This window comes from Arenibaculum pallidiluteum, from assembly GCF_017355985.1.
Lineage (GTDB): Bacteria > Pseudomonadota > Alphaproteobacteria > Azospirillales > Azospirillaceae > Arenibaculum > Arenibaculum pallidiluteum.
Genome location: NZ_JAFIQU010000006.1, coordinates 223061 through 250047, shown reverse-complemented (window position 1 = coordinate 250047; position 26987 = coordinate 223061). Strand labels below are relative to the sequence as shown.

The 26987-nt window shown below is 71.0% G+C and carries 27 protein-coding genes; 16 read left to right on the top strand and 11 right to left on the bottom strand.

Annotation, left to right across the window (positions count from 1 at the left end; all coding sequences use genetic code 11):
• Positions 1–4 precede the first annotated feature (4 nt).
• The 4 genes from rnpA (at position 5) to yihA (ending at position 3278) form a co-directional block, all read left to right on the top strand.
• Positions 5–505 carry a ribonuclease P protein component gene (gene rnpA / locus JUB13_RS14995; RefSeq protein ID WP_207480282.1) on the top strand — a complete coding sequence of 167 codons (501 nt, stop codon included), beginning with the start codon at positions 5–7 and terminating at the stop codon, positions 503–505.
• Positions 502–771: a membrane protein insertion efficiency factor YidD gene (yidD, locus tag JUB13_RS14990; RefSeq protein ID WP_207480280.1), complete on the top strand. Its 270-nt coding sequence runs from the start codon at positions 502–504 to the stop codon at positions 769–771. The genes rnpA and yidD overlap by 4 nt, the downstream gene beginning before the upstream one ends.
• A gap of 61 nt (positions 772–832) precedes the next feature.
• Positions 833–2572: a membrane protein insertase YidC gene (gene yidC / locus JUB13_RS14985; protein WP_207480278.1), complete on the top strand. Its 1740-nt coding sequence runs from the start codon at positions 833–835 to the stop codon at positions 2570–2572.
• Between the two features lie 4 nt (positions 2573–2576).
• Positions 2577–3278, top strand: coding sequence for a ribosome biogenesis GTP-binding protein YihA/YsxC (gene yihA, locus JUB13_RS14980; protein ID WP_207480276.1), 702 nt, complete (start codon positions 2577–2579; stop codon positions 3276–3278).
• A 25-nt stretch (positions 3279–3303) separates the two neighbouring features.
• Here yihA and JUB13_RS14975 read toward each other — a convergent pair whose 3' ends face one another.
• Complete coding sequence (locus JUB13_RS14975; protein ID WP_207480274.1) at positions 3304–3876, bottom strand: anti-virulence regulator CigR family protein; 573 nt, start codon at positions 3874–3876, stop codon at positions 3304–3306.
• Between the two features lie 136 nt (positions 3877–4012).
• A complete protein-coding gene (locus tag JUB13_RS14970; protein WP_207480272.1) occupies positions 4013–4678 on the bottom strand; it encodes a transglutaminase-like cysteine peptidase in 666 nt (221 codons plus the stop codon).
• Positions 4679–4839: 161 nt separating this feature from the next.
• Here JUB13_RS14970 and argB point away from each other — a divergent pair, with 161 nt between their 5' ends.
• Positions 4840–5760: an acetylglutamate kinase gene (argB, locus tag JUB13_RS14965; RefSeq protein ID WP_207480270.1), complete on the top strand. Its 921-nt coding sequence runs from the start codon at positions 4840–4842 to the stop codon at positions 5758–5760.
• Between the two features lie 83 nt (positions 5761–5843).
• On the opposite strand, the gene JUB13_RS14960 is transcribed toward argB, so the two are convergent.
• A complete protein-coding gene (locus JUB13_RS14960; protein ID WP_207480268.1) occupies positions 5844–6515 on the bottom strand; it encodes a hypothetical protein in 672 nt (223 codons plus the stop codon).
• 150 nt (positions 6516–6665) lie between these two features.
• Here JUB13_RS14960 and JUB13_RS14955 point away from each other — a divergent pair, with 150 nt between their 5' ends.
• From JUB13_RS14955 to JUB13_RS14940, 4 genes are all read left to right on the top strand, one after another.
• A complete protein-coding gene (locus JUB13_RS14955) occupies positions 6666–7427 on the top strand; it encodes a pyrimidine 5'-nucleotidase (protein WP_207480266.1) in 762 nt (253 codons plus the stop codon).
• An 80-nt stretch (positions 7428–7507) separates the two neighbouring features.
• On the top strand, positions 7508–8347 hold the full coding sequence (gene dapD / locus JUB13_RS14950) for a 2,3,4,5-tetrahydropyridine-2,6-dicarboxylate N-succinyltransferase (protein WP_207480264.1): 840 nt from the start codon (positions 7508–7510) through the stop codon (positions 8345–8347).
• 4 nt (positions 8348–8351) lie between these two features.
• On the top strand, positions 8352–9527 hold the full coding sequence (dapE, locus tag JUB13_RS14945; RefSeq protein WP_207480262.1) for a succinyl-diaminopimelate desuccinylase: 1176 nt from the start codon (positions 8352–8354) through the stop codon (positions 9525–9527).
• Positions 9524–10105, top strand: coding sequence for a hypothetical protein (locus JUB13_RS14940; RefSeq protein ID WP_207480260.1), 582 nt, complete (start codon positions 9524–9526; stop codon positions 10103–10105). The genes dapE and JUB13_RS14940 overlap by 4 nt, the downstream gene beginning before the upstream one ends.
• Before the next feature lie 63 nt (positions 10106–10168).
• On the opposite strand, the gene JUB13_RS14935 is transcribed toward JUB13_RS14940, so the two are convergent.
• Entirely contained in the window at positions 10169–10420 is a 252-nt protein-coding gene (locus tag JUB13_RS14935; protein WP_207480258.1) for a hypothetical protein, read from the bottom strand.
• A gap of 237 nt (positions 10421–10657) precedes the next feature.
• Between JUB13_RS14935 and JUB13_RS14930 the strand changes: the two genes are divergently transcribed.
• Positions 10658–11203 (top strand): hypothetical protein, encoded by a 546-nt coding sequence (locus JUB13_RS14930; RefSeq protein WP_207480256.1) that lies wholly within the window; start codon positions 10658–10660, stop codon positions 11201–11203.
• Here JUB13_RS14930 and truA read toward each other — a convergent pair.
• The 7 genes from truA to JUB13_RS14895 form a co-directional block, all read right to left on the bottom strand.
• Positions 11184–11957 carry a tRNA pseudouridine(38-40) synthase TruA gene (gene truA / locus JUB13_RS14925; protein WP_207480254.1) on the bottom strand — a complete coding sequence of 258 codons (774 nt, stop codon included), beginning with the start codon at positions 11955–11957 and terminating at the stop codon, positions 11184–11186. The two genes, JUB13_RS14930 and truA, sit on opposite strands and share 20 nt — an antisense overlap.
• A complete protein-coding gene (gene fmt / locus JUB13_RS14920; RefSeq protein WP_207480252.1) occupies positions 11954–12877 on the bottom strand; it encodes a methionyl-tRNA formyltransferase in 924 nt (307 codons plus the stop codon). Before fmt ends, truA begins: the two co-directional genes overlap by 4 nt.
• On the bottom strand, positions 12874–13719 hold the full coding sequence (locus JUB13_RS14915; RefSeq protein WP_207480251.1) for a class I SAM-dependent methyltransferase: 846 nt from the start codon (positions 13717–13719) through the stop codon (positions 12874–12876). The genes fmt and JUB13_RS14915 overlap by 4 nt, the downstream gene beginning before the upstream one ends.
• Positions 13720–13756: 37 nt before the next feature.
• Positions 13757–14275: a peptide deformylase gene (gene def, locus JUB13_RS14910; RefSeq protein WP_207480249.1), complete on the bottom strand. Its 519-nt coding sequence runs from the start codon at positions 14273–14275 to the stop codon at positions 13757–13759.
• Between the two features lie 143 nt (positions 14276–14418).
• Positions 14419–15252 (bottom strand): GNAT family N-acetyltransferase, encoded by an 834-nt coding sequence (locus JUB13_RS14905; protein WP_207480247.1) that lies wholly within the window; start codon positions 15250–15252, stop codon positions 14419–14421.
• 8 nt (positions 15253–15260) lie between these two features.
• On the bottom strand, positions 15261–16745 hold the full coding sequence (gene rmuC, locus JUB13_RS14900) for a DNA recombination protein RmuC (RefSeq protein WP_207480245.1): 1485 nt from the start codon (positions 16743–16745) through the stop codon (positions 15261–15263).
• Positions 16746–16806: 61 nt separating this feature from the next.
• Positions 16807–17118, bottom strand: coding sequence for a hypothetical protein (locus JUB13_RS14895; RefSeq protein WP_207480243.1), 312 nt, complete (start codon positions 17116–17118; stop codon positions 16807–16809).
• Positions 17119–17326: 208 nt separating this feature from the next.
• Here JUB13_RS14895 and mdh point away from each other — a divergent pair, with 208 nt between their 5' ends.
• The 6 genes from mdh to JUB13_RS32045 all read left to right on the top strand — a co-directional run bounded on the left by mdh (position 17327) and on the right by JUB13_RS32045 (position 26987).
• Positions 17327–18295, top strand: coding sequence for a malate dehydrogenase (mdh, locus tag JUB13_RS14890; RefSeq protein ID WP_207480241.1), 969 nt, complete (start codon positions 17327–17329; stop codon positions 18293–18295).
• A 69-nt stretch (positions 18296–18364) separates the two neighbouring features.
• Positions 18365–19576 (top strand): ADP-forming succinate--CoA ligase subunit beta, encoded by a 1212-nt coding sequence (gene sucC / locus JUB13_RS14885; protein ID WP_207480239.1) that lies wholly within the window; start codon positions 18365–18367, stop codon positions 19574–19576.
• A gap of 2 nt (positions 19577–19578) precedes the next feature.
• Entirely contained in the window at positions 19579–20454 is an 876-nt protein-coding gene (gene sucD / locus JUB13_RS14880) for a succinate--CoA ligase subunit alpha (RefSeq protein ID WP_207480237.1), read from the top strand.
• Positions 20455–20522: 68 nt separating this feature from the next.
• Positions 20523–23489 (top strand): 2-oxoglutarate dehydrogenase E1 component, encoded by a 2967-nt coding sequence (locus tag JUB13_RS14875; protein ID WP_207480235.1) that lies wholly within the window; start codon positions 20523–20525, stop codon positions 23487–23489.
• A 56-nt stretch (positions 23490–23545) separates the two neighbouring features.
• Positions 23546–24829 carry a 2-oxoglutarate dehydrogenase complex dihydrolipoyllysine-residue succinyltransferase gene (gene odhB / locus JUB13_RS14870; protein ID WP_207480233.1) on the top strand — a complete coding sequence of 428 codons (1284 nt, stop codon included), beginning with the start codon at positions 23546–23548 and terminating at the stop codon, positions 24827–24829.
• Between the two features lie 148 nt (positions 24830–24977).
• Positions 24978–26987 carry an alpha-amylase family glycosyl hydrolase gene (locus tag JUB13_RS32045; protein ID WP_207480231.1) on the top strand — a complete coding sequence of 670 codons (2010 nt, stop codon included), beginning with the start codon at positions 24978–24980 and terminating at the stop codon, positions 26985–26987.

The following is a 26987-nucleotide window of genomic DNA, read 5'->3' as shown; positions in this document are numbered from 1 at the left end:
TCCGATGCCGCCGACCCCGCGCCGGCCTGTCCTGGGGCGGCTCAAGCGGCGGCCGGAATTCCTTGCCGTCGCCGGGGCCCGCCGCAAATGGGCGGCGCCCGGCCTGATCCTTCAAGCCCGCGCCCATGACGATCGCCAGCGCCCCGAGGCCGGCGAGCCGTCGATCCGCGTCGGCTTCACGGCCAGCAAGAAGGTCGGCAACTCGGTCGAGCGCAATCGCGCGCGCCGCAGGCTGCGCGCCGCTGCGCGCGAGGTCCTGGCCAGCGAGGCCGCGCCCGGGCACGACTATGTCCTGATCGCGCGCGGCGAGACGCTGCGCCGCGGATTCGCCGATCTCAAGGCGGATATCGCCAAGGGCCTGGAGCGCCTGCGCGCCCGCAAGCCCGCAGCCCAGGCGCCCGATGGCGCGGCCGGGACCCTCCGGGGCGATGCCTCGGGGGAGCGCGGGACGGACGGGAGCGAGGGGCAGGGCCGGCCGGCACCGAAGCCCGCCGAGGCGTCATGAGCCCCGCCGCCCGACTGATGTGGCTCGCCGTCACGCTGTACCAGTGGACGCTGTCGCCCTTCATCGGCCGGCAGTGCCGATACCTGCCGACCTGCTCGGCCTACGCCAAGGAGGCGCTGGAGCGACACGGCGCCTTGCGCGGAGGCTGGCTGACCGTTAAACGGATCGGGCGCTGCCACCCCTGGGGCGGGCACGGCTACGATCCGGTGCCGCCTGCAGGCGGTGCGACCCCATCCGACACGTCCGGGACCGCCGCGGCCCGATGACGGAACACCCCGCGATCCGGCCCCCCGGCCGGGCCGCTGCCAGGGACGAGACCGTATTCCCATGACCGACCAGCGCAACCTGATCCTGGCGATCGTCCTATCGATCCTGATCCTGCTGGGTTTCCAGTGGTTCTACGAGGCGCCGCGCCAGGCGCAGCAACAGGCCCAGCAGGCCCAGCAACAGGCGACCGAGGCCCCGACCCCGGGCGCGAGCGGACAGGCAGCCGCGCCGGCCGGCGCCCCCGCGGCATTCGCGCCGCGCCCGCGAGCCGAGGTGCTGGCCGCGTCCGAGCGCGTGCGCATCGACACGCCCCGGCTCCACGGCTCGATCTCCGCGACGGGCGGCCGGATCGACGACCTGACGCTGGCGGACTACAAGGAAACGACGGAGCCCGGCAGCCCCGAGGTCACGCTGCTCTCGCCCTCCGGCACTGAGCACCCCTACTACGCCGATTTCGGCTGGGTCCCCGCCGGCGGCTCCGCCGCGCCTGCGCTGCCCGGCCCCGAGACGCGCTGGACGGTCCAGGGCGGCCCCCTGGGGCCGGAGCGGCCGGTCACCATGACCTGGGACAACGGCCAGGGGCTCGTCTTCGAGCGCACGGTTTCCGTTGACCGCAACTTCATGTTCACGGTGGTGCAGAGGGTGCGCAACACCGGCGGCCAGCCGGTCGCGCTGCACCCCTACAGCCTGGTCAGCCGCCACGGGACGCCGCACACCTCGGGCTACTACATCCTGCACGAGGGGCCGCTGGGCGTGATCGGCGGCACCCTGCGCGAGGTTAAGTACAACGATCTCGCGGCCAAGGAGGCGCCCCAGCCCGCCGAAACCACCGGCGGCTGGATCGGCATCACGGACAAGTACTGGCTGGTCTCGCTGGTGCCGCCGCAGGACCAGCCCTCGACCCTGCGCTTCGTGCACAGCCAGCGCGACGGCACCGACCGCTACCAGGTCGACATGCTCGGCCAGGCAACGACCGTGCAGCCCGGCGCCACCGCCGAGTTCACGACCCGCGTCTTCGCGGGCGCCAAGGAGGTCCGGCTTCTGGACGCCTATGGCGACCAGCTCGGCATCCCGAACTTCGACAAGGCCGTCGACTTCGGCTGGTTCTACTGGCTGACCAAGCCCTTCTTCTATGCGCTGGACTATCTCGCGCGGCTGTTCGGGAACTTCGGCATCGCGATTCTGGTCTTCACCGTCTTCGTCAAGGCCGTGTTCTTCCCGCTGGCCAACAAGAGCTACCGGGCCATGAGCCGGATGAAGGCGCTGCAGCCCCAGATGAAGGAGCTGCAGGAGCGCTACGCCGACAACCGCGAGCGCATGAGCCAGGAGCTGATGGCGCTCTACAAGCGGGAGAAGGTGAACCCAGTCAGCGGCTGCCTGCCGATCGTGATCCAGATCCCGGTGTTCTTCGCGCTCTACAAGGTCCTGTTCGTCACCATCGAGATGCGGCATGCGCCGTTCTTTGGCTGGATCCACGACCTCTCGGCTCCGGACCCGACCTCGATCTGGAACCTGTTCGGGCTGCTGCCCTGGGGCACCGGGCCCGCCATGATCGCCATCGGCCTGTGGCCGCTGATCATGGGCGTCACCATGTGGCTGCAGCAGAAGATGAACCCGGCGCCGCCGGACCCGATCCAGGCGCGCGTCTTCATGCTGCTGCCCATCATGTTCACCTTCATGCTGGCGTCCTTCCCGGCCGGGCTCGTGATCTACTGGTCCTGGAACAACCTGCTCTCGGTCGCCCAGCAGTGGCTGATCATGCGCCGCGAGGGCGCCCGCACGGCCCGGGCGGCGACCTGACGGCATGGCCAAGCCGACCGGCATCGTCCCGAGCCTGCAGCCCGGGGCCACGGGCGAGGGCAGCGACGGGATCGAGGCCGGCCGGCTGCTCTTCGCGGCGCCCTGCGACTTCTTCTGGGGCGCCGCGACCCTCGAGCACATTCCGGAGGCTCGGCTGCCCGAGGTCGCGTTCTGGGGCCGTTCCAACGTCGGCAAGTCGAGCCTGATCAACGCCCTCACCGGGCGCAAGACGCTGGCGCGGACATCGAACACGCCGGGCCGCACCCAGCAGATCAACTTCTTCGACCTCGGCGGGCGGCTCGCCTTGGTGGACCTGCCGGGCTACGGCTACGCCAAGGAAAGCAAGACCAAGGTCGCCGACTGGAACGAGCTCGTGCGCGATTACCTGCGTGGCCGCGTCGAGCTGCGCCGGGCGCTGGTGCTGATCGACTCCCGGCACGGGCTCAAGCCCAACGATATCGAGATGATGGGCATGCTCGACAAGGCGGCGGTGCCCTACCAGATCGTGCTGACCAAGGCCGACAAGGTGAAAGCCTCGGCGCTGGCCAAGGTCCGCGAGGAGACCGCGGCAGGTCTGCGCAAGCACACCGCAGCCCATCCCGAGGTGGCGGTCACCAGCGCCGAGAAGGGGCTCGGCATCGCCGAGCTGCGCGCCAGCCTGGCGACCCTGGCCGAGCCCGCGCCGAAGCCCCAGGACGCCGGCTGAGGCAGGTCGCCACCGGCGCCTCGTCCTAGCTGAACACGCCGTCGATCACCTGGGCGATCAGGTGGCTCGCGATGCCGACCAGGACCAGCTCGGTCCCGATCCGGATCCACTCATGCCCGTCCACCACGGGAAGGCGCACCAGCAGCGGCTGCGGCACGGACTGCCTGGCGATGCCGGGAGGCAGCGGCTTGCCCCGCGCGAGATTCTTCCGGATGCCCGGCGGCAGGGGCTTCGCTCCGACGGAAAGGGTTTGCGTCTGGCCGCCCAGCAGGGCTGCGATTACGGCCGCCGATGCGCCGCTGCCGAGGATCCGGTCGGCATCGGGCCCATATGCCCCCGCCTTCGGCTCGATGCGTCCGCCATGGGCCGGCAGCGTCGCGGCGCCCTCGGGCCCGCCCTTGCCGCCTCTGCCGGGATTGCCCTTCCCGGAATTCCCCTTTCCGGGGTTCCCGTTGCCGTGGCTGCCCTTGCCTTCCACGAAGTCGGGACGGCCGGCCCCGTCGGGCTTGGCCAGCGACGGCGAGGCGGACAGGGCAACGGACACGGCCAGAACGGCTGCGAGGCAGGCTCGTGCCGCGGGCCGGTTTTGGTAGGGCATGCGATCTCCTTCGACGCGCCGGCGCGTCGCCGGCTGCTTGCACCATACCCGAAAGTACGGGCACGGCCGCGACAGCCGTCACATCCCTAGGGATGAAATGCGCCTGTCCGCCCTGCGTCAGTTGATGGACCCGGCGTCAGTTGAAGGCCTTGTGCAGCCAGAGGTGCTGCAGGTTCACGGAATAGAGCGGCTGGTATTGCCGCAGCCCGTCGAGGGAGGCGACCTCCGGCACCAGGTTGTCCAGCACCAAGGTGCCCCGGGGCGTCCGGACCGCGAGGACGGCGTGGATGAGGTCGCGGCCGGTGTCGTTGACCACCAGGATCCGCATCTGCTCGGCCGCGACCCCCAGTCGCAGCAGCGAGAAGAACTTGGTGATCGCGTAATCCTCGCAATCGCCGCCGCGCGCCAGGAACTGCCCCGGCGTTGCCCAAAGGTCGGAGACGCCGTAGTTGTCCTCGTCGCTGACCCAGGGAGCGGCGTTCACGAAGGCGTTGACGGCCTCGATCTGGTCCTCCAGCGGCTTGCCGCGCAGCCGGTTCACGGCCTTGTGCCATGCCCGCAGGGCGTGGCTCGGCGGGGTGGAGGCCTCCTGGTCCAGGCGGACGGTCAGCGAGGACCACTGCGCCAGCCTGTCGGCGGCCCAGACCCGCGGGGCCCCGGTCTCGGCGCGGCCGTCGGGCGGGTCGGGCACCACCACGCCCAGGGCGACCTGTTCGGCAGCGCCGGCGTCCGGTCGCACGGCCAGGGCGGCGCACAGCAGCGCTGCGCACAGCATAATTCCGCCCCGAAGGACCCTGCGCATCCTTCCGCCCCCGAAAACGACACAACCGGTAGCGGCACAACGCACAGGAAGGGCCTGAAGATCGGCTATCCCCCGAGAGGGTAGATCCGGCGCCTGCGGATTACGCGCCGCCACATGGCCCCCCTAGCGGGGGAGGGGGCTTTCAACTAGAGTGCGCCGCCATGAGCGCACCCATGGAAACGATCGCCAACGTGTCCAGAGATGAGTGGCTGGCGAAGGCCCGGACCCTGTCCGAGGCGCTTCCCTATATGCGCCGGCATGCCGACCGGACCTTCGTCATCAAGTATGGCGGGCACGCCATGGGCGATGACGGGCTGGCGGAGCTGTTCGCCCGTGACGTCGTCCTGCTGAAGCAGGTCGGGATCAACCCCGTGGTCGTGCACGGCGGGGGGCCGCAGATCGGGCAGATGCTGGACCGGCTCAAGATCCAGAGCTCGTTCATCGACGGGCTGCGCGTCACCGACGCCGCGACCGTCGAGATCGTCGAGATGGTCCTGTCGGGCTCCATCAACAAGCAGATCGTCGCCGCCATCAACAAGCAGGGCGGCTGCGCGGTCGGCCTGTCCGGCAAGGATGGCCGCCTGATCGTCGCGCGCAAGCTGCAGCGCACGGTCCGCGATCCCGACAGCAACATCGAGAAGCTGCTGGACCTCGGCTTCGTCGGCGAGCCCGCCGAGATCAACCCGGGGATCCTCGGGACCTTCGGCCGCTCCGACCTGATCCCGGTGATCGCCCCAATCGGGCTCGGCACCGACGGCGAGACCTACAACATCAATGCCGACACCGCCGCCGGGGCCATCGCCGGCGCCGTGGGCGCCACGCGATTCTTCCTGCTGACCGATGTCGCCGGCGTGCTCGACAAGCAGAAGAACCTGATCCCCGAGCTCTCGCTGTCCGAGGCGCGCCGCCTGATGCAGGACGGCACCATCAGCGGCGGCATGATCCCGAAGCTCGAGACCTGCATCCAGGCGGTGGAGCAGGGAGTCGACGCGGCGGTGATCCTGGACGGGCGCGTCCCGCACGCGCTGTTGCTGGAGATCTTCACCGAGGGCGGTGCCGGCACGCTGATCCGCCGCGGCTGAGGCCGCGGCAGGAGGCGGGCAGGGCAGCGCAGGGCAGGGGCGGGGAGGCGCGGCACGGTCCAGCCCATGCCGCGCCGGGCCGGCTACTGCAGGGATGCCGTCACCTTGCGGCCCGAGGCGCGCTCCAGGATCTCGACGATCACCTGGTCCTCGGTCCTCCGGGTCAGCCCGGCCTGGGTGCGGATCAGCGCATCAGTCATCTGAAGCGTCGGGGAGAGGTCGAGCTTCCAGCGCCCCTGCTCCTTGACGAAGTTGGCGGGCACGATCTGGGGCTTGTTGTCGATCACCAGCGTGCCGCTGGCGCGGTCGCCCTGAACGCGCACGCGGCTGAGGCCCGCCCGGCCGATGTCCCGCGGGTCGAGCCAGCGCTGGTCCAGCGCGTATTCGGCGAGCCCCGCGGCATCGCGCCGCTTGATGTCGGCGGGCTTCATGTAGTGCCGCAGGCCCAGCGCCGCGAAACGCTCGGACGGGCCGAGCGCCGAGAGGCCCTTGCCCTCGCCGGCCGCGGCGCGAATCCGGTCCAGCCGCTGGCGGTCCTCCTGGGACAGGGATGCCAGCACCGCGGCCCCGTCACGGTCGCGCAGGGCGGCCCGGACGCCGACGAAGGCCTCGCCGACGGCGGTCTCCTCGGCCCGCTGGCGCGCCTCCGCGGCGGAATCGGGAGAGCCCTGGGCCTGCCCCATGGCCGGCGTCAGGGCGCCGGCAGCCAGTCCGCCCGCGACAAGGCAGGCCCCCAACAAGGTTCCGAAGCGCACCGGTCCTCCTCGTCCATGTCCCGTGGGTCGTCCGATCCCAGCATATGGAGGCGGATCGTGGCGTACCCAAGGCGTAGCTGACCCGGCGGGCGCTCCCGCCTCCTGCCGGCGGGCTTGCGGGGCCGGGTGCGCAGGGCCATTCTGCCGGCCATGAGCCTTCCACCTGCCATCACGACGCCCGACCCTGCCGCCTTCGCCCATGTGCGGACCTGGGTCTTCGACCTCGACAACACGCTGTATCCAGCCGCCTGCAATCTCTTCGCCCAGATCGACGAGCGCATGACCGAGTTCATCTCGCGGCGCTTCGACCTGGAGCCGGCCTCGGCGCGCGAGCTGCAGAAACGGTACTACCGCGAGTACGGCACGACCCTGCGCGGGCTGATGATGGATCACGACATCGATCCCGCGGCGTTCCTGGACTTCGTGCACGATATCGACGTGACCCCGGTGCCTCCGGCGCCCGCGCTGGCCACGGCGCTGTCGCGCCTTCCCGGCCGCAAGCTCGTCTACACCAACGGCTCGGAGCGGCACGCCGCGAACGTCCTGGGGCGGCTGGGCATCGCCGATCGGTTCGAGGCCGTGTACGACATCGTCGCGGCCGACTACCTGCCCAAGCCCGACCCGCGCCCCTACGCCGCCTTCATCGAGCGCCACCAGGTGGACCCGGCCGGCGCGCTGATGGTGGAGGACATCGCGCGCAACCTGGCGCCGGCGGCGGCGATCGGCATGACCACGCTGTGGGTCGTCAGCGAATCCGACTTCGCGCGCCCGGACATGGGCGGCGTCGGCGCCGGGCGGCATATCCACCACGCCACCGACGACCTTGTGGCCTGGCTCGTCCATCTTGCCGAGGGGCTCGCGGGCGACGGCCCTGGCGCCAGACCGGGCGCTCGGCCGGGCACCGGCGCTTGACAGGGGGGACGGCGGCGCCCATCGTCGCCGCCGGCCAGCCGCGCCCTTTCCGTCCCACTCCAGCACGCCGACGAGCCGCCATGACCGCCAAGCTGCAGTCCACCATCGATGCCGCCTGGGAGGCGCGCAACGACCTTACGCCCGCGACCACGGGCTCCGTCCGCGACGCCGTCGAGGCCGCTCTAGCCGGGCTGGACGACGGCTCGCTGCGGGTGGCCGAGAAGGGGCCCGAGGGCTGGATCGTCCACCAGTGGCTGAAGAAGGCGGTGCTGCTGTCCTTCCGGCTCAACGACAACACGCTGATCCCCGGCGGCCCAGGGGAGGGCGTCTGGTGGGACAAGGTGCCGAGCAAGTTCGCGGGGTGGAACGAGGCCCGATTCCGCGAAGCCGGGTTCCGCGCCGTTCCCGGCGCCATCGTCCGCCGCTCCGCCTTCGTGGCGCCGGGCGTGGTGCTGATGCCGAGCTTCGTGAACGTCGGCGCCTATGTGGACCGCGGCACCATGGTGGACACCTGGGTGACGGTCGGCTCCTGCGCCCAGATCGGCCGCAACGTCCACCTGTCGGGCGGTGTCGGCATCGGCGGCGTGCTGGAGCCGCTCCAGGCGAACCCCGTCATCATCGAGGACGACTGCTTCATCGGCGCGCGATCCGAGGTCGTCGAGGGTGTCGTCGTCGAGCGCGGCGCCGTACTCTCGATGGGCGTCTTCATCAGCTCGACCACCCGGATCGTCGACCGCGCCACCGGCGAGGTCTTCTACGGCCGGGTGCCGGCCTATTCTGTGGTGGTCCCGGGCAGCCTGCCCGGCAAGCCCCTGCCCGACGGCTCGCCGGGGCCGAGCCTCGCCTGCGCGGTGATCGTGAAGCGCGTCGACGAGCAGACCCGCGCCAAGACCTCGATCAACGACCTGCTGCGGGACTGACGCGGTGGCGCCGGCTCCTGCCCTCGACGCGCTGGACCTGACGCGCGAGCTCGTCCGCTGTCCCAGCGTGACGCCGGCGGAGGCGGGCGCGCTGGACCTGCTGGAGCGGGCCCTCAGCGGGCTCGGCTTCGCCTGCCACCGGCTCCGTTTCGAGGAGCCGGGGACGGAGCCGGTCGAGAACCTCTACGCGCGCCTCGGCACTGCCGGTCCCCACTTCTGCTTCGCCGGGCACACCGACGTGGTCCCTCCCGGCGATCCCGCGGCCTGGTCGGTCGACCCCTTCGCGGGGGAGGTCCGCGACGGAAGGCTGATCGGCCGCGGCGCTGCCGACATGAAGGGCGCTGTCGGCGCCTTCGTCGCCGCCGTCTCGGAGCTGCTGGCGGCGGGCGGCCCGCCGGCCGGGTCGATCAGCCTGCTGATCACGGGGGACGAGGAGGGCGTCGCGGTGAACGGCACCCGCAAGGTGCTGGACTGGCTGGCCGCCCGCGGGGAGCGCATCGACGCCTGCATCGTCGGCGAGCCGACGAACCCCGAGATGCTGGGCGAGATGATCAAGATCGGCCGGCGCGGCAGCATGAACACGGTCCTGCGCGTGATGGGCACCCAGGGCCATGCGGCCTATCCGCATCTCGCCGACAATCCTTTGCCACGGCTCGTGCGCATGCTGGCGCTGCTGACCGAGAAGCCGCTCGATGCGGGGACGCCGCACTTCCCGCCCTCTACGCTCGCGCTCACCACCATCGACGTGGGCAACCCCGCCAACAACGTGATCCCCGGCGAGGGGCGCGCCCATTTCAACATCCGCTTCAACGACCTGCACTCCTCGGCCTCGCTCCAGGCCTGGATCCGCTCCGTCTGCGACAGCGTGGGCGGGCCGTTCAGCCTGGACTTCCGCGTCAGCGGGGAGGCCTTCCTGACGGCGCCGGGTCCGCTGAGCGACCTGGTTGCCGGGGCGGTGGCGCGCGTGACGGGCCGCCAGCCGGAGCTCAGCACCACGGGGGGCACCTCGGACGCCCGGTTCATCCGCTCCGTCTGCCCGGTCGTCGAGTTCGGGCTGGTCAGCCGGACGATCCACAAGGTCGACGAGGAGGCCGCCGTGGAGGACCTGTACCGCCTGTGCGCCGTCTACCGCGAGGTGCTGGCGGACTTCTTCTCCAGCGGCGGCCTGGCCCAGGCGTGACTCTCCCGTCCTCACAGGAAGCCTCGCGCGCGCTCTACGGGACGATCAGACTCGCACGCCTGGACCGCACCGGTGCCGAATTCTTCGGCTCGACGCCCGAGGCGGCGCTCCGCTCCTTCTACGTGGCGGCGCTGGTGGCGCCCGCCCATCTCGTGCTGATGCTGCTGCGGCTGGTCGACGTGGTGGAGGAGATCAACTATCTCCGCTACTTCGCGGTCGAGACGATTGCCTACGTGATCTCCTGGACGGCCTTCCCGCTGCTCCTGTGGCATCTCGGGCCGCTGCTGGACCGGCGTGAGCAGGTCTTCCGGGCGATCGCGGCACAGAACTGGTCGGCGGTCCTGCAGATCGCCGTGCTGCTGGCCGTGTCGGGGCTTGGTGCCGCCGCCTTCGTCCCCGAGGCGCTGGTGGCCGGCCTCGCCATCGCGATCAGCTTCGCGCTTCTGTGCTACCAGTGGTTCATCCTGCGCAGCGCGCTCGATATCGGCGGACTGCCGGCCTTCGGCCTACTGATCGGCGGCGTGCTGATCGAGGTGATGGTGCGCCAGGCCGCGGACGGCCTCGTCTTCGGCATGTGAGCGGGCCCGGGCGCGCCAGGGGGCGCGCCCGGAATCCCGTCGGCTCGCCCATGGGCGAGCCGGTCAGCCGCGGTCGCCCCCGGATGGCGTGCGGCTGCCGAGTCCCGTCCCGGGCCCGACATTGCCTCCGCCCGATCCGATGCTGCCCTGCCCGGCCGGGGACCCGCCATGGGGCTTCATCGCGCCGGGCTGCAGCCCCGAGCCGATCCCCTGGCCGCCCGAGACAGCGGGCCCATGCTTCTCGTCCGCCAGGGGATCGCCCCGGGGCCTTTCGTGCCCGGCGGTTCCGGACGTGTCCTGTCGCTGTTCGGCCATGAAGAAACTCCTCGACGGTGCCATCGGGCACCGGTCCGCCTGCAACAGGCCGCCGGATCCAGCGGTTCCACGATTGCTGCCGGGCTGGAGTACATAAGGTGAAAGGCCTAGGCCATTGGATGGACTTCATGGCCTGTGAAGCCCGTGCTACCCGGGACATGTTCGGTCTTGGCGCTTGATCGGAGATGACCAGGGCCATCGACTTTTCTTCCGCTTCGGGTGGGGTGTCCTCGGACCATGCAGGATCCTGAAATCCAGATCGCGGCAGAGGGGGCGTGCCGGAACGTCGCTGCGCCCGGCGAAGCTTCGCCCGCCGCCGGGCTCGACGGTCTGGTGCCGCCGATGCCCGTCCTGGCGCGACGCGAGGTGGCCTGGCTCGTCGCCCATCCCGAGCTGGCGGGACTCGACGAGACGGCGGCCAATGCGATCGTCGCTTCGCCTTGCTACCGGGAGATCCTGCAGCGCGAGGCGCGCGCGAGCGCCGCGGGCGGTGCGCACGAGCCTGCGGAATCCCTCGTTCTCGCCGATATCGCGGATCCGCGCGCCCTTGCCAGCGCGCGAAAGATGGTGCGCGCCTGCCCCGCCGAGAGGCTGCGCGAGATGGCCGGCGCCGCGCGCCGCCTCGTGGCCCAGGAGCCGGCCGGGGCCGCCGCCGGCGCGGTCGTGGGCGGGTTCCTCGTGGTCCTGATGGAGCTCGCGGAGCGCGGACGGGACGCCGCGGAGGAGGCTGCGGCGGCCGGGGGCGCCTCCGGCCCGACCGGGCTCAGTATACCACGTCGGTGAAGAAGAGGCCGTCCGCCGGCGCCGTCGGCCCGGCGGCGGATCGGTCGCGCGCTTCCAGCGCCGTCCGGACGTCGTCGGCGGTCCACCGCCCCTCGCCGACCTGGGCCAGCGTCCCCACCATGTTGCGGACCTGATGATGCAGGAAGGAGCGGGCGCGGGCGGTCACCCGGACCTCGTCGCCGTCGCGGACGACGTCCAGCCGGTCCAGCGTCTTCAGGGGCGATTTCGCCTGGCAGAGGCTGGCGCGGAAGCTCGTGAAGTCGTGATGGCCGACCAGGAGCTGGGCCGCAGCATGCATCGCCTCGGCATCGAGGGGCTTGGCGATGTGCCAGGCCCGCCCGGCGTCGAGAGCCAGCGGCGCCTTGCGGTTCACGATCCGGTAGAGATAGCCGCGCTGGCGGGCGGAAAGGCGGGCATGGAAGGTCTCGTCCACCGCCTCGGCCGTCAGGATCGCCACCGGCTGCGGCCTCAGGTGGTGGTTCACGGCGTCGCGCACGGCACGCGCCTCGAGCGGCTTCGCGCAGTCGAAATGCGCGACCTGCCCCCGCGCATGCACGCCGGCATCGGTGCGGCCGGCCGCGAACAACGTGACGGTCTCGCCGCAGAAGCGCTGGATCGCCGCCTCGATGGCGCCCTGGACGGATGGCCCGTTGTCCTGGCGCTGCCAGCCGACGAAGGGGCGGCCGTCGTACTCGATCAGCAGGCGCCAGCGCGTCGGGCCGCCCGCGCCCGCACTCGTCCCGGTGGCGCTCATTCCAGCACGGTGCCCGGCGGCAGCGGGAATCCGTTCAGCAGCGCCGCCGCGTCCACCGGGCCCTTTCCGGGGCGCTGGACGCGCAGCAGGCGCACCGCGCCGGTGCCGCAGGCAACGCTCAGCCGGTCGTCGAGGACCGTGCCCGGCGCGCCGGTCCCGGCGGCCGGCTCGGCCTCGAGCAGCTTGATGCGCTCGCCTCGTGCCTCGAACCAGGTGCCGGGCCAGGGGTTCAGCGCCCGGACCCGGCGCAGCAGCGCCTCGGCCGGCTCGTCCCAGGCGATCCGGCCTTCCTCGCGCTCGAGCTTGCGGGCGTAGGTGACGCCCTCCTCCGGCTGGGGTCGTGACGCCAGCGTGCCGGTGGCAACACCCTCCAGCGCAGGCAGGATCAGCCGGGCACCCGCGGCGGCCAATGCGTCGTGCAGTGCCGGTGCGGTCGTGTGCGGGCCAATGGGGATGCGCTCCTCCAGCAGCATGGGGCCGGTATCGAGCCCTTCCTCCATCTGCATGATGGTGACCCCGGTCTCGGCATCGCCGGCCAGGATCGCCCGCTGGATCGGCGCTGCGCCGCGCCAGCGCGGCAGCAGCGAGGCGTGGACGTTCAGGCAGCCCAGCCGCGGCGCGTCCAGCACCGGCCTCGGCAGGATCAGGCCGTATGCCGCGACCACCGCCGCATCCAGCTCCAGTGCCGCGAACTCGGCCTGGGCCTCCGGCGTGCGCAGGGTCCTGGGCGTGCGCACCGGGATGCCGTGGCCCTCGGCCGCGCGGTGCACGGGCGAGGGCTGGACCTGGTGGCCCCGGCCCGCCGGGCGGGGCGGCTGGCTGTACACGCAGGCGACCTCGTGCCCGGCGCCGACCAGCGCCTCCAGGATCGGGACGGAGAAGTCCGGCGTGCCCATGAAGGCCAGGCGAAGCTTCGTCATGGTGCTGATCCCTCCGGGCTCGGCTCCTTGCGGAGGAAGGCCACCAGGCGCCAGGCGCGGTCGGGATCCGACGCCGGCACGTCGGGCTCCAGCGCGCCGTGCCAGGCGGCAGGCACCAGAGCGCCGCCGGCGAGCCGGGCCAGGGCCGCGATCTCGGGCGCTGTGTAGTGGCGCTGCAGCGCGCGGTCGCGCAGCACCCGCTTCCGTCCGCCCTCCCACACGGTCAGGGTGGTCGTCACCTCGCCGAGCTGGGTCACGGGATCGAAGCTGTCCCCCTCGCTGCCCCAGGCGACCCGGACCCGGATCCCGTCCTGCTCGACCTCCCAGCCGCCGGGCTCGCGCAGCCAGATGTCGCGGGGATGCGGCAGCTCGATGCAAAGGATCCCGCCGGGGTTCAGCGCCGACGCGCAATGTTGCAGCATCGCGATGAAATCGCCCTGGGTCTCGATGCAGCCAGCGGTGTTCAGCAGCATCAGGGCCAGGTCCACTGTCCGGGGCAGCGCGAATTCGCGAATGTCGCCCTCGGCATAGGCGATCGACACGCCTGCGGCCGCGGCCTTTTCGAGGCCGTAACGGACCATGGCCGGCTCCAGGTCGACGGCCTGGACGGCCAGCCCACGGCGCGCCAGCTCGACCGCATGGTTCGCCGGGCCGGCGCCCAGCTCCACGGCGCTGGCAGGGGGACTGCCCGATAGCCGGGCGGCCTCGTCCAGGAGGAAGGTGCATTCGCCGGGCACGTCGCGGTAGCCGAAGGCGACGTCGTACCAGCGCGGCTCGGCGTAGGTGCGGAGATGCCGGGTCCGGTCGGTTTCGGCCCGGTCGGCCTTGGCCCGGCCTGGCACGGGCGGCCGCGGGGCGGGCGAGGAGCGCGCCACTGGTTCAGGCCGATGCCTGGCCGCGCTTGGCCTTCTGCAGCTTGCGCATGATCATGTTGCGCTTGAGCATCGACAGGTGATCGACGAAGAGGACGCCGTCCAGGTGGTCGATCTCGTGCTGCAGGCAGGTCGCCAGCAGGCTGCCGGCCTCGACCTCGCGCGTCTCGCCGGTCTCGTCCTGGTAGCGCACCTTGACCCGGGCCGGCCGGGTCACGTCGGCGTAGTGCTCGGGTAGTGACAGGCAGCCCTCGTTGTAGGTCGAGAGCTCCTCGCTTCGCCACGTGATCTCGGGATTCACGATGCGCATGGGCGCGGGCGGCTCGCCCTTCTCGGCGACGTCGATCACGATCAGCCGCTCCAGCACCCCGATCTGCGGGGCCGCGAGGCCGATGCCGGGCGCGTCGTACATGGTCTCGAGCATGTCGTCGAGCAGGCGGCGGATGCGGTCGTCCACCTTCGCCACGGGCGAGGCCCTGGTCTTCAGGCGTGGGTCGGGGGCGATCAGGATCGGCAGCTTTGCCATGGCGGCGCACGGGTCCGGATTGGGTGATCGCTCCACATATGGGCTCGCGCGGGGCCCGTCAAGCGCAGGGCGGCTGCGGCGTGGCAGCGGTGTGGCGGCGCCATGGCGGGGCGGCGGGAACCGCCCGGCGCCGGCCGCGCGGCTCAGGGTACGGGCTTCGCGAAGGTCGCCTTGGTATAGGCGAGACGGAAGCCCGCCCGCTCGGCGTTGCGGGCGCTGGCGTTCCATGGCCGTGCCGTGATGCTGGCGAGGTCGGCGCCCGCAGCGGCTGCGGCGGCCAGCCGCGCGTGGATCAGCGCCGCCTGGACCCCCCTGCCCCGGTACCGGTCCAGAGTGCCGGCAATGTGCAGGTGCCCGGTCAGCCCGCCCGGGACCGGCAGCAGCGCCAGCGCCGCGGCGCCAGCGGGCTCGCCGTCCACGGTTGCGATGAAGGCCAGCGTGTCGGTCCGTTCCAGCGCAACCAGCGCCAGCAGCTCCAGCAGCGCCGTCGGGCGCGCGCGCGCCTGGGCGGCGAAGGCCGCGACCGAGAGCCGGACGAACTCCCCGTCCCCTCCGCTGGCAAGCTGGCGCACCGCGACGCCCGGGGGAGGGGGCGACGACGGAGCGGCCCCCGTCTCGGCGGCATAGACATTGGTGTAGGCGTTCACCGCGTAGCCCCGCGTGGCGAGCAGCGGCAGCACGGAGCCGTCGGCATGGGGGGACAGGTCGATCTCGGCGGGCACTCCGCGCCCATGGCAGAGCCGCTCGACCTCAGCCAGCACCGCGTCCGTCAGCGGCTCGTCGATGCCCAGTCCCGTCGCGTGATTCAGCTTGCGGTCGAAGCTCGGTCCCGCGACGGCGACGGTTCCCCCGGCCAGCCTCGCCACCCGGGCGTCGAGCCCGGGCCGCAGGGCCGCGACGGCCTCCATCTGCCGCGCGAGATTCAGGGCCTCGGCCCGTTCCAGGCGCCGGGCTATCTCGGGCGTGGTCACCAGCATGGCCGGTCTCAACCCTCGGCAAGCGCCGTCAGCCCGGAGGCTCGCCCGGCCGCGGTCAGCTCGGCCGAGGTCGGCTCGGGCGCGGTCAATTCGGGCGCCTGCAGCGTGCGCGGCGCCGTCTCGATCGGCTCCGGCTCGGGCAGCTCCGTCCCGTTGGCCGCATGCAGGTCGCGGAAGCGACGCGCGCTGACGAGCACACGGCTTTCCAGCGTGCCCACGGCGCGGTTGTAGCTGGTGACCGCCTCGCCCAGCCGCCCGCCCAGCCGGTCCATGTGCCCGCCGAGGTCCGACAGGCGCTTGTAGAGGTCCGCGCCGAGCTCGCTGATCTGCCGGGCGTTCTGGGCCAGCTTCTCCTGGCGCCAACCATAGGCGACCGCGCGCAGCAGGGCGATCAGGGTCGTCGGGGTGGCGACGATCACGCCGTTGTCGATGCCGGCCTCGATCAGGCCGGGGTCGTGCTCCAGCGCCGCCGAGAAGAAGTTCTCGCCGGGCAGGAACAGCACCACGAACTCCGGCCCGTCCTGGAACTGGTCCCAGTACGCCTTGCCGCCGAGCTGGCGCATGTGCTCGCGGACATGCCGGGCATGGCGGGCCAGCGCCTCGCGGCGCGCGGGCTCCTCCGCCGCCATGCAGGCGTCGAGATAGGCCTCCACCGGCGCCTTCGCGTCCACGACGATGGACTTGCCGCCGGGCAGGCGGACCACGAGGTCCGGGCGCAGGCGGCCGGCCTCGGATTCGACCTGGACCTGCTCGCGGAAATCGCAGTGGTCGAGCATGCCGGCAAGCTCCACCACGCGGCGGAGCTGCATCTCGCCCCACCGGCCGCGGGCCGACGGCGTGCGCAGGGCGCGCACCAGGTTCCCGGTCTCGCTGCGCAGCTCGCGCTGGGTCTCCAGCAGCGCCGCGACCTGCTGCCGCAGGCCTTCATAGGCGCCCGTTCGCTCCTTCTCGATGGCCTGGATCTGCTGGTCGACCTTCTCCAGCGACTGGCGCACCGGCGAGACCAGGTCAGAGATCGCGGTCTGGCGCTTGTCCATCTCGTTGCGCGCATGCTCCTGGAAGGCGGACATGGCGGTCCGCGCAAGCTCCAGGAAGCTCTGGTTGTTGGCCTGAAGCGCTTCCGCCGATAGCGCCTTGAACGTGTCGGAAAGGCGCGCCTCGGCGCGCTCCAGCAGCACCGCCCGCTCGGCCGACTGGACTCGCTCGCGCTCGAGCAGGGCCGCGAGCTCGGCCGAGCGGGCGGTCAGGCGCAGCAGCTCGGCCCGGTCCAGCTCGGCCTGGCGCTGGCGCTCCGCCAGCTCGGCGCGCGTCGCCTCGGCCCCGCGCTCCGCAAGGTCGATCTCCGCGAACAGGCGCAGACGCTCGGCCTCGGCGGAGCGGGCCATGGCCACATAGGTCAGCAGCCAGCCGAGCAGCAGCCCCGCCAGCCCTCCGAGGGCCGCGAGGCCCAGCGTCGTCTGATCAAGCGTCGTCTGATCCAGCCCGAACGGCATGCGCATTTCCCCGGCGGCCCTGCGGAATCCTAGCGCAGGACCGCACGCGCGGGAACGGCGCTCAGCTCGTGGGCGCCTGCGTGCCGGGCGGGTCCTGCAGGAACTGGATCAGCGGCTGGTCCAGCAGCGACAGGCAGTCCGAGCGGATGGCGGGCGCCGGTTTGGCAGCCTCGCCGGCCGGCCAGATCCGCGCGAACCAGGAGGTGGAGGGGGCGTCCTTGAGCGACGCCCAGAGCCGGACCAAGTTGGACCTGCAGGTGAATTCCGCCTCAGACATCGGGGCGCCGGGACCGGTTCCCGACTGTGCAACCTGTGCCTGTGCCCCGGTCACGGTCAGCAACGCAAGGAAGACGCCCAGTGAAACAGTTCGCATCGTAAACAAAATCCGCCTCCCGCTTTGGTTCCGACTTCCCTTACCGCGACGTTTGGATGGTGCCAATCCTACAACCAGCACTGCCCGTTCCCCTTGCTCCGCACGGCGATTCGGAGTACGTAGCCGGCCGGATGGCGCGGGCCCGCGGCAGGACCGGCTGGCTGCGCCTTCCCAAGTCTACTCCGCGACCAGACACTTGGGGAACGCAATGGCACGCAAGAAGATCGCGCTCGTCGGCGCCGGCCAAATCGGTGGTACGCTCGCCCTGCTCGCGGGGCTGAAGGAACTGGGCGACATCGTCCTGTTCGATATCGCCGATGGCATGCCGGACGGCAAGGCGCTGGACATCGCGCAGGCCTCCCCGGTGGAAGGGTTCGACGCCGGCCTGACCGGCGGCAGCGACTATTCGGTGATCCAGGGCGCGGACGTCGTGATCGTCACCGCCGGCGTGCCGCGCAAGCCCGGCATGAGCCGCGACGACCTGATCGGCATCAACACCGGTGTCGTGAAGACGGTCGGCGAGAACATCAAGAAGTACTGCCCCAACGCCTTCGTGATCGTCATCACCAACCCGCTCGACGTGATGGTGTGGGTGATGCAGCAGGCCTCGGGCCTGCCGGCGGAGCGCGTGGTCGGCATGGCCGGCGTGCTCGACAGCGCCCGCTTCCGCTACTTCCTGGCCGAGGCCTTCAACGTCTCGGTCGAGGACGTGACGGCCTTCGTGCTGGGCGGCCACGGCGACACCATGGTTCCGCTGGTCCGCTACTCGACGGTCGCCGGCATCCCGCTGCCCGACCTCGTGAAGATGGGCTGGATCACGCAGGAGAAGCTGGACGCGATCGTGCAGCGCACGCGCGATGGCGGCGCCGAGATCGTGAAGCTGCTGAAGACCGGCTCGGCCTTCTACGCCCCGGCCGCCTCGGCCATCGCCATGGCCGAGAGCTACCTCAAGGACAAGAAGCGCGTCCTGCCCTGCGCCGCCTACCTGACCGGCCAGTACGGCGTGAAGGACCTCTATGTCGGCGTGCCGGTGGTGATCGGTGCGGGCGGCGTCGAGCGGATCGTCGAGATCTCGCTGGATGCCGAGGAACAGAAGATGTTCGACAACTCCGTCGCCGCCGTCCGCACGCTGTGCGACGTCGTCCGGAAGCTGGAAAGCGACAAGGCCGCCGGTTGACCGGCGGCCTTCTTTCTACCCGCCCCCCGCGCGACGGCGCGAGACGCCCATCACAAGGATGGAACGCCTATGAACATCCATGAGTACCAGGCCAAGACCCTGCTCAAGAAGTACGGCGTCGCCGTGCCCCGGGGCGGCGTGGCCTACACCCCGACCGAGGCCGAGCAGATCGCAAAGGACCTGGGCGGCCCCGTCTGGGTCGTGAAGTCCCAGATCCATGCCGGTGGCCGCGGCGCCGGCCGGTTCAAGAAGGCGGACGGGTCGGTCGACACCGCCGGCAAGGGCGGCGTGCGCGTCGTCAAGTCGGTGGCCGAGGTCGGCGAGAACGCCAAGGCCATGCTGGGCCACGTCCTCGTCACCAAGCAGACGGGCGTGGCCGGCAAGGAGGTCAAGCGCGTCTACATCGAGGAAGGCTGCGACATCAAGCGCGAGCTCTACCTCGGCCTGCTGATCGACCGCGCGACCTCGCGCGTCACCATGATGGCCTCGACCGAGGGCGGCATGGAGATCGAGGAGGTCGCCCACAACACCCCCGAGAAGATCCTGAAGGTCGACATCGACCCGGCCCAGGGGATGCAGGCCTACCATGCGCGCCAGCTCGCCTTCGGCCTCGGCCTCGAGGGCAAGCAGGTGGGCGCCGCGGTCAAGTTCATGCTCGCGATGTACCAGGCCTTTGCGGACCTGGACGCCTCGATCGTCGAGATCAACCCGCTGGTCGTGACCGGCGCCGGCGAGGTGCTGGCGCTCGACGCCAAGATGAATTTCGACGACAACGCGCTCTTCCGGCACAAGGACATCGAGGAGCTGCGCGACACCGCCGAGGAGGAGGCCTCCGAGCTGGAGGCGACCCGCCACGGCCTGAACTACGTGAAGCTCGACGGCAACATCGGCTGCATGGTCAACGGCGCGGGCCTCGCGATGGCGACCATGGACATCATCAAGCTCTACGGCGGCGAGCCCGCGAACTTCCTGGACGTCGGCGGCGGCGCCACGAAGGAGCGCGTCACCATCGCCTTCAAGCTGATCCTGTCCGATCCCAACGTCGAGGGGATCCTGGTCAACATCTTCGGCGGCATCATGCGCTGCGACGTCATCGCCGAGGGCGTCGTCGCCGCGGCGCGCGAGGTCAGCCTGCACGTGCCGCTGGTTGTCAGGCTCGAGGGCACGAACGTCGAGCTCGGCAAGAAGATCCTGGCGGAGTCCGGCCTTCCCATCCTGTCCGCGGACAATCTCGCGGATGCGGCGGAGAAGGTCGTCAAGGCGGTGAAGGAGGCGGCGTAACCATGGCTGTCCTGGTCAATTCGAACACGAAGGTCATCTGCCAGGGGTTCACGGGCGCCCAGGGGACGTTCCACTCCGAGCAGGCGATCGCCTACGGCACCAAGATGGTGGGCGGCGTCACCCCGGGTAAGGGCGGCACCACGCATCTGGACCTGCCGGTCTTCGACACGGTCGCCGACGCGGTCGAGAAGACGGGCGCCAACGCCTCGGTGATCTACGTCCCGCCGCCCTTCGCGGCCGACGCGATCCTGGAGGCGATCGACACCGAGATCCCGCTGGTGGTCTGCATCACCGAGGGTATCCCGGTGCTCGACATGGTCCGCGTGAAGCGGGTCCTGCAGGGCTCCAAGACGCGCCTGATCGGCCCGAACTGCCCGGGCGTGATCACGCCCGACGAGTGCAAGATCGGCATCATGCCGGGCCATATCCACCGGCGCGGCAAGATCGGCATCGTCTCGCGCTCGGGCACGCTGACCTACGAGGCAGTGGCCCAGACGACGGCGGCCGGCCTTGGCCAGACGACCTGCATCGGCATCGGCGGCGACCCGGTCAACGGCACGAACTTCATCGATTCGCTCGAGATGTTCCTCGCCGACCCGGAGACCGAGGGCATTATCATGATCGGCGAGATCGGCGGGTCCGCCGAGGTCGACGGCGCCGAGTTCCTGCGCGCGAGCAAGACCCGCAAGCCCGTGGTCGGCTTCATCGCCGGCCGCACCGCCCCGCCGGGCCGCCGCATGGGCCATGCCGGCGCCGTCATCTCGGGCGGCAACGACACGGCCGATTTCAAGGTGGAGGCCATGCGCTCCGCAGGCATCGTAGTGGCCGACAGCCCCGCCAGCCTCGGCAGCACGATGCTCAAGACCTTGAAGGGCTGAGGCGAAAGCTCCAGTTCTGGCCCAGTCCACCCATCAGAGGGCGCGGGCGCAACGCCCGCGTCGGATCAATGCCATCCACGCACGAGCAGAACTCGTTCCTCTTCGGCGCCAACGCCACCTTCATCGCCGAGCTGTACGCCCGCTTCCTCGAAGACCCCAACTCGGTCGACCCGAGCTGGACCGGATTCTTCAGGGATCTCGACGACGATGCGCGCGCCGTCCTGGGCGAGCTGCGCGGCGCTAGCTGGGCTCCCAACGACGCGGCGGTGATCGGGAACGGGGCTGCCGCCCCGGCGCCCGCCCCCGCGGCGAAGGGCGCCTCCAAGGCCAACGGCTCGGCCGCCCCCGCCGCGGCGGTCGCCGGCGGGGCGGCAGGGCTCAGCGCCGAGCAGGTTCGGCAGGCCACGCTCGACAGCATCCGGGCGCTGATGCTGATCCGGGTGTACCGGGTCCGCGGGCACCTGCAGGCGACGATCGACCCGCTGGGGCTGAACCCGCCCCAGCCCCATCCCGAGCTCGATCCCCGGACCTACGGCTTCACCGACGCCGACTGGGACCGGCCGATCTTCATCAACAACGTGCTCGGAATGGAGTACGGGACGCTGCGCCAGATCGTGGAGGTGCTGCAGCGCACCTACTGCGGCAAGATCGGCGTCGAGTTCATGCATATCCAGGACCCCGAGCAGAAGGCCTGGATCCAGGAGCGGATCGAGGGGCCGCGCAACCAGACCGACTTCACGGTCAACGGCAAGCGCGCGATCCTGGAGCGGCTGACGGCCGCCGAGACCTTCGAGCGCTTCCTCGACAAGAAGTACACGGGCACCAAGCGCTTCGGCATCGACGGCGGCGAGGCGCTGCTGCCGGCCATGGAGCAGGTCCTGAAGCGCGGCAGTCAGCTCGGCCTGCGCGAAGTCGTGCTCGGCATGGCCCATCGCGGCCGCCTGAACGTGCTCGCCAACTTCATGGGCAAGCCCTTCTCGGCGATCTTCTCGGAGTTCCAGGGCAAGCCCGCGAGCCCAGAGGACGTCCAGGGCTCGGGCGACGTGAAGTACCATCTCGGCACCTCGTCCGACCGCGAGTTCGACGGCAACACCGTCCACCTGTCGCTGAGCCCGAACCCCTCGCATCTCGAGGCGGTGAACCCGATCGTGGTCGGCCGCGTCCGCGCCAAGCAGGTGCAGATCTGCGGCACCACGCCGCCGACCGACGAGGCGCGCGACGCGGTCCTGGGCATCCTGCTGCATGGCGACGCGGCTTTCGCGGGCCAGGGCCTGGTGGCCGAGACGCTGCTGCTGTCGGAGCTGCGCGGCTACCGCACCGGCGGCACGATCCACTTCATAATCAACAACCAGATCGGCTTCACCACGATGCCAGCCTTCTCGCGCTCGGGGCAGTATTCCTCGGACGTGGCGAAGATGATCCAGGCGCCGATCTTCCACGTGAACGGCGACGATCCCGAGGCGGTCGTCCACGTCTCGCGCATCGCGGTCGAGTTCCGCCAGCGCTTCCGGAAGGACGTGGTGGTGGACATGGTCTGCTACCGTCGCCACGGCCACAACGAGGGTGACGAGCCCGGCTTCACCCAGCCGCTGATGTACAAGGCGATCCGCAACCACCCCTCGACGCGCGAGATCTACGCCCGCCAGCTCGTCTCGGAGAACGTGGTGACGGCCGCCGAGGCCGACCGGATCGTCCAGGAGTTCCAGGATCGCCTGGAGAAGGAGTTCGAGGCCGCGACCAACTACAAGCCCAACCGAGCGGACTGGCTCGAGGGCAAGTGGTCGGGCCTCGAGGCCGGCCGCGGCGACGAGCGCCGCGGCGAGACCGCCGTGCCGCTGGAGGTGCTGAAGGAGGTCGGGCTCTCGATCTCCAAGGTGCCGCAGGGCTACAACATCAACTCGAAGATCGTCCGCCAGCTCAAGGCGAAGCAGCAGATGATCGAGAGCGGCGAGGGCATCGACTGGGCGACCGGCGAGGCGCTGGCCTTCGGCACGCTCTGCGTCGAGGGCACGCCCGTCCGCCTGTCGGGCCAGGACGTCGGCCGCGGCACCTTCTCGCAGCGCCATTCGGTGCTGATCGACCAGGACAACGAGAGCCGCTACGTCCCGCTGAACGCGATCCGGCCGGGCCAGCAGGCCCCGTACGAGGTCCATGACAGCCCGCTCTCCGAAGCGGCCGTCCTCGGCTTCGAGTACGGCTGCTCGCTGGCCGAGCCGCACGCGCTGTTCCTCTGGGAGGCCCAGTTCGGCGACTTCGCCAACGGCGCGCAGGTGATCATCGACCAGTTCATCAGCTCGGCCGAGAGCAAGTGGCTGCGCATGTCCGGCCTGGTGATGCTGCTGCCCCACGGCTACGAGGGCCAGGGGCCCGAGCACAGCTCGGCCCGGCCGGAGCGCTACCTCCAGCTCTCCGCTGAGGACAACTGGCAGGTCTGCAACCTGACGACGCCCGCGAACTACTTCCACGCGCTGCGCCGGCAGGTGCGCCGGAATTATCGCAAGCCGCTGATCATCATGACGCCGAAGAGCCTGCTGCGGCACAAGCTCTGCGTCTCCTCGCTTGCCGATTTCGGGCCTGGCACCAGCTTCCATCGGGTCCTGCCCGAGACCGACAAGCTGGTCGCCGACAAGGAGATTCGGCGCGTCGTGCTGTGCACGGGCAAGGTCTACTACGACCTCTACCAGGCGCGCGAGGAGATGGGCGCGAAGGACGTGGCGCTGGTCCGCGTCGAGCAGCTCTATCCCTTCCCGCACAACTCGCTGGTCACGCAGCTCAAGCGCTACCCCAACGCCGACGTGGTGTGGTGCCAGGAGGAGCCCGAGAACCAGGGCTACTGGTTCTTCATGGACCGCCGGATCGAGGCCTGCATGGTAGAGGCCGGCATGAAGAGGGCGAACCGTCCGGTCTATGTCGGGCGTGCGGCGGCCGCCGCACCGGCGACCGGGCTCTACAAGCGCCACAACACCGAACAGGCCGCGCTGCTCGAGGCGGCCCTGACGGTCAAGGCGACCGCCCCGGCCGCCCCCGTGAAGTGACGGCGACGCCGCCGAATCCGCCCAAGGACGCGATAGAACAGAAGAAAAGGTAGACGATGGCGACGGACATCATGGTTCCCACCCTCGGCGAGTCGGTCAGCGAGGCGACCGTCGCCCGGTGGCTGAAGAAGGTCGGCGACACGGTCAAGGTCGACGACCCCCTCGTCGAGCTCGAGACCGACAAGGTCACGCTCGAGGTCAACGCCACCGCGGGCGGAACCCTCGCGGAGGTCCTCGCCGATGAGGGCAGCAACGTCGAGGTGGGCGCCGTCCTGGGCCGCATCTCCGACGGCGCCGCCCAGGTGAACGTCGCCGAGCCCGCCAAGAAGGCGGCCGCGCCCGCCCCGGCGGCAACTCCCGCCCCGGCTGTGGCGTCCGCGCCGGCGGCCGCGCCCGTCGCGGCGCCTTCTGCGGCGAACGACGTGCTGGCGCCAGCCGTGCGCAAGATGATTGACGAGAACGGCCTGGATCCCGCCCGGATCCCGGCCACCGGCAAGGACGGCCGTCTGACCAAGGAGGACGTCGTCAACTTCATGCAGGGCCAGGCGGTGCGGCCTGCGGCGGCCCCAGCCCCGGCTCCTGCTCCCGCTCCCGCTCCTGCCGCGCGTCCGGCCCAGCCCTCGGGTCCGCGCCTGCGCGCCGACCGCGAGGAGCGGGTGCGCATGACCCGCCTGCGCCAGCGCATCGCCGAGCGCCTGAAGGAGGCGCAGAACACCGCCGCCATGCTGACCACCTTCAACGAGGTGGACATGTCGAACGTCATGGCGCTGCGCAACGAGTACAAGGACTACTTCGAGAAGAAGCACGGCGTGAAGCTGGGCTTCATGTCGTTCTTCGTGCGCGCGTGCATCCAGGCGCTGAAGGAGATCCCGGCCGTCAACGCCGAGATCGACGGCAGCGACCTCGTCTACAAGAACTACTATGACATCGGCGTCGCGGTCGGCACGCCGAACGGCCTCGTCGTGCCGGTGGTGCGCGACGCGGACCAGATGAACTTCGCCGCCATCGAGAAGCAGATCGCCGAGTACGGCCGCAAGGCCCGCGACGGCAAGCTCACGATGGAGGAGATGACCGGCGGCACCTTCACGATCTCGAACGGCGGCGTCTACGGCTCGCTGATGTCGACGCCGATCCTGAACCCGCCGCAGTCCGGCATCCTGGGCATGCACAAGACCATGGAGCGGCCGGTCGCCGTGAACGGCAAGGTCGAGATCCGGCCCATGATGTACCTGGCGCTGTCCTACGATCACCGCATCATCGACGGCCGCGAGGCCGTCACCTTCCTGGTGCGGGTGAAGGAGTGCATCGAGGATCCGCGCCGGCTGCTGCTGGACGTGTGATCGCGGCCGCCCCAGGCTTCCGGGGCAGGCCCACGCATGACCCCCGCCGGTCCCGGACCGGCGGGGGTTTTCGTTTTCGCTGCAGGCAATCTTTCGTTAACCATAACGCGGCACCGTTTCCCGGAAATCCAGGGAAGGGAAGACCGACGTGACCATCGCCGTCCTGCGCCTGCCGCGGGCGCTGCGCCTCCTGCCGCTCGCCGTCCTCCTCGCGACCGGAACCGTACTTTCCGCCGGTCCCGCCCCGGGCCAGGAGCCGCCGGCCACCGTCTCCCCGTCAGCAGGGGATCCGACCGCCGCGCCTCCAGTCGTGCTGCGCGGGGCCGGCGGCGATGCTTGGACCTTCGAGAAGGCGGTCGAGGGCACCGCCAGGTCCGCATGCGAATCCGTGCTGCTGCGCTCGCCCGCTGGCACGGTTCCCGCCTGGCGCCTGGGCGAGCGCTTCGGTGGCGAGGTGCCGCTGGCCGAGGGCGCCAACCCGGTCACCGCCGTCTGTGTCGCCGGCGGCGTCGAGACCGCCTCGGCACCGCAGACCTGGACGCTGCGCTTGGCGGACCGCCCGCGCGCCTGGGTCCGCACCGGCGTCGCCGGCTCGGTGATCCGTCTGGACGCCGGCCGCAGCGAGCCGAGCCCCGGCCGGGCCGCGCCGATCGTCGAATGGCGCTGGGCCGCGCGGCCCGGCAACCCTGCGCCGCTGGCGATCCCGGACGGCGCGGGACCCGCGCTGGAGCTGCCGACCCCCGCCGCGGACGGCGAATACCAGGTCGGTCTCTCCGTGACCGACGCGCTCGGCCGCACCGACGAGGCCGTGGGGACGTTCCGCGTCGCGGGCGGGCGGCCGGTCGAGGTCGACCTCATGCGCGAGCGGCCCTCCTGGACCGAGGGTGCGGTCGTCTACGGGGTGGTGCCTTCGCTGTTCGGCCCGCGCGGGCTGCCCGACGTCACCGCGCGGCTGGACGAGATCGCGGAGCTCGGCGCCTCGGTCCTCTGGCTCGCCCCGGTCAACAGCGCGCCGCCGGGCGACTTTGGCTATGCCGTGACGGACCATTTCTCGCTGCGGCCCGAGGCCGGAACCGAGGAGGACCTGCGCACCCTCGTCCGCGAGGCCCATGCCCGCGGCATGCGGGTGATCATGGATTTCGTTCCGAACCATGCGGCCGACGGGCACCCCTACTGGCTGGACGCGCAGGCACGAGGCCCGGATAGCCCCTATGCCGGCTATTTCGACCGGCAGCAGCCCTACTACTTCACCTGGCAGAACCTGCGGAACCTCGACTACGACCAGCCGGAGGTCCGGCGCTACATGCTCGAGGCCTTCACCCGCTGGGTGCGGGAGTTCGACATCGACGGCTTCCGCGTCGACGTGGCCTGGGGCGTGCGCGAGCGCGCGCCCGAGTTCTGGCCGGAATGGCGGGCGGCACTGAAGCGCATCAAGCCGGACCTGCTGCTGCTTGCCGAGGCCTCGGCCCGGGATCCCCATTACGTCGGCAACGGCTTCGATGCCGCCTACGACTGGACCGCCGAGCTCGGCCAGTGGGCCTGGCATGACGCCTTCGGCGCCGGCGTACCGACGCCGCGCAAGCTTCGGGCGGCGCTCGACGTGCCTGGCGCGACGCCGGTCGGGCAGGTCATGCGCTTCATCAACAACAACGACACCGGGCCGCGCTTCGTCACCCGGCACGGGCCCGGGCGCACGCGCGTGGCGGCGGCGCTGCTGATGACCCTGCCCGGCCTGCCGCTGGTCTATACCGGCGACGAGGTCGGCGCAGAGTACGAGCCCTACAAGGGGCCGCGGCCGCTGAACTGGGTCGACCGCCACGGGCTGCGCGCCCATTATCGCCGCCTGATCGCCCTACGCGCGTCCGATCCGGCCCTGCGCGGCCCGGGGCTGCGCCTGGCCGAGGCGAGCCCCGACGACCGGGTGCTGGCCTATTGGCGCCTCGGCCCTGCGCCGGGGCAGGAGCGTCTGGTGCTCCTGAATTTCGGCGACCGTCCCGTGCGCGCCCGGCTCGCCGCGGACGGGTGGCGGGGCACGGGCTTCCGCGACCTCATGAACGAGGGCGTCGTCGTCGTCGACCCGGCGGCCCCGGCGGTCGACCTGCCGGCTTTCGGCATCCGCATCCTGGCGCCCGACGCAGCCGACCAGGAAGGGCCCTGA

Coding starts and splice junctions, on each gene's coding strand:
- argB (WP_207480270.1), top strand. CDS start 4,840: ATGAGCGCACCCATGGAAACGATCGCCAACGTGTCCAGAGATGAGTGG.
- JUB13_RS14930 (WP_207480256.1), top strand. CDS start 10,658: ATGCAGGATCCTGAAATCCAGATCGCGGCAGAGGGGGCGTGCCGGAAC.
- JUB13_RS14875 (WP_207480235.1), top strand. CDS start 20,523: ATGCCATCCACGCACGAGCAGAACTCGTTCCTCTTCGGCGCCAACGCC.
- mdh (WP_207480241.1), top strand. CDS start 17,327: ATGGCACGCAAGAAGATCGCGCTCGTCGGCGCCGGCCAAATCGGTGGT.
- JUB13_RS14895 (WP_207480243.1), bottom strand. CDS start 17,118: ATGCGAACTGTTTCACTGGGCGTCTTCCTTGCGTTGCTGACCGTGACC.
- def (WP_207480249.1), bottom strand. CDS start 14,275: ATGGCAAAGCTGCCGATCCTGATCGCCCCCGACCCACGCCTGAAGACC.
- rnpA (WP_207480282.1), top strand. CDS start 5: ATGCCGCCGACCCCGCGCCGGCCTGTCCTGGGGCGGCTCAAGCGGCGG.
- JUB13_RS14955 (WP_207480266.1), top strand. CDS start 6,666: ATGAGCCTTCCACCTGCCATCACGACGCCCGACCCTGCCGCCTTCGCC.
- sucD (WP_207480237.1), top strand. CDS start 19,579: ATGGCTGTCCTGGTCAATTCGAACACGAAGGTCATCTGCCAGGGGTTC.
- JUB13_RS14975 (WP_207480274.1), bottom strand. CDS start 3,876: ATGCCCTACCAAAACCGGCCCGCGGCACGAGCCTGCCTCGCAGCCGTT.
- JUB13_RS14970 (WP_207480272.1), bottom strand. CDS start 4,678: ATGCGCAGGGTCCTTCGGGGCGGAATTATGCTGTGCGCAGCGCTGCTG.
- yihA (WP_207480276.1), top strand. CDS start 2,577: ATGGCCAAGCCGACCGGCATCGTCCCGAGCCTGCAGCCCGGGGCCACG.
- fmt (WP_207480252.1), bottom strand. CDS start 12,877: ATGACGAAGCTTCGCCTGGCCTTCATGGGCACGCCGGACTTCTCCGTC.
- JUB13_RS14935 (WP_207480258.1), bottom strand. CDS start 10,420: ATGGCCGAACAGCGACAGGACACGTCCGGAACCGCCGGGCACGAAAGG.
- rmuC (WP_207480245.1), bottom strand. CDS start 16,745: ATGCCGTTCGGGCTGGATCAGACGACGCTTGATCAGACGACGCTGGGC.
- yidD (WP_207480280.1), top strand. CDS start 502: ATGAGCCCCGCCGCCCGACTGATGTGGCTCGCCGTCACGCTGTACCAG.
- sucC (WP_207480239.1), top strand. CDS start 18,365: ATGAACATCCATGAGTACCAGGCCAAGACCCTGCTCAAGAAGTACGGC.
- dapD (WP_207480264.1), top strand. CDS start 7,508: ATGACCGCCAAGCTGCAGTCCACCATCGATGCCGCCTGGGAGGCGCGC.
- yidC (WP_207480278.1), top strand. CDS start 833: ATGACCGACCAGCGCAACCTGATCCTGGCGATCGTCCTATCGATCCTG.
- JUB13_RS14905 (WP_207480247.1), bottom strand. CDS start 15,252: ATGCTGGTGACCACGCCCGAGATAGCCCGGCGCCTGGAACGGGCCGAG.
- truA (WP_207480254.1), bottom strand. CDS start 11,957: ATGAGCGCCACCGGGACGAGTGCGGGCGCGGGCGGCCCGACGCGCTGG.
- odhB (WP_207480233.1), top strand. CDS start 23,546: ATGGCGACGGACATCATGGTTCCCACCCTCGGCGAGTCGGTCAGCGAG.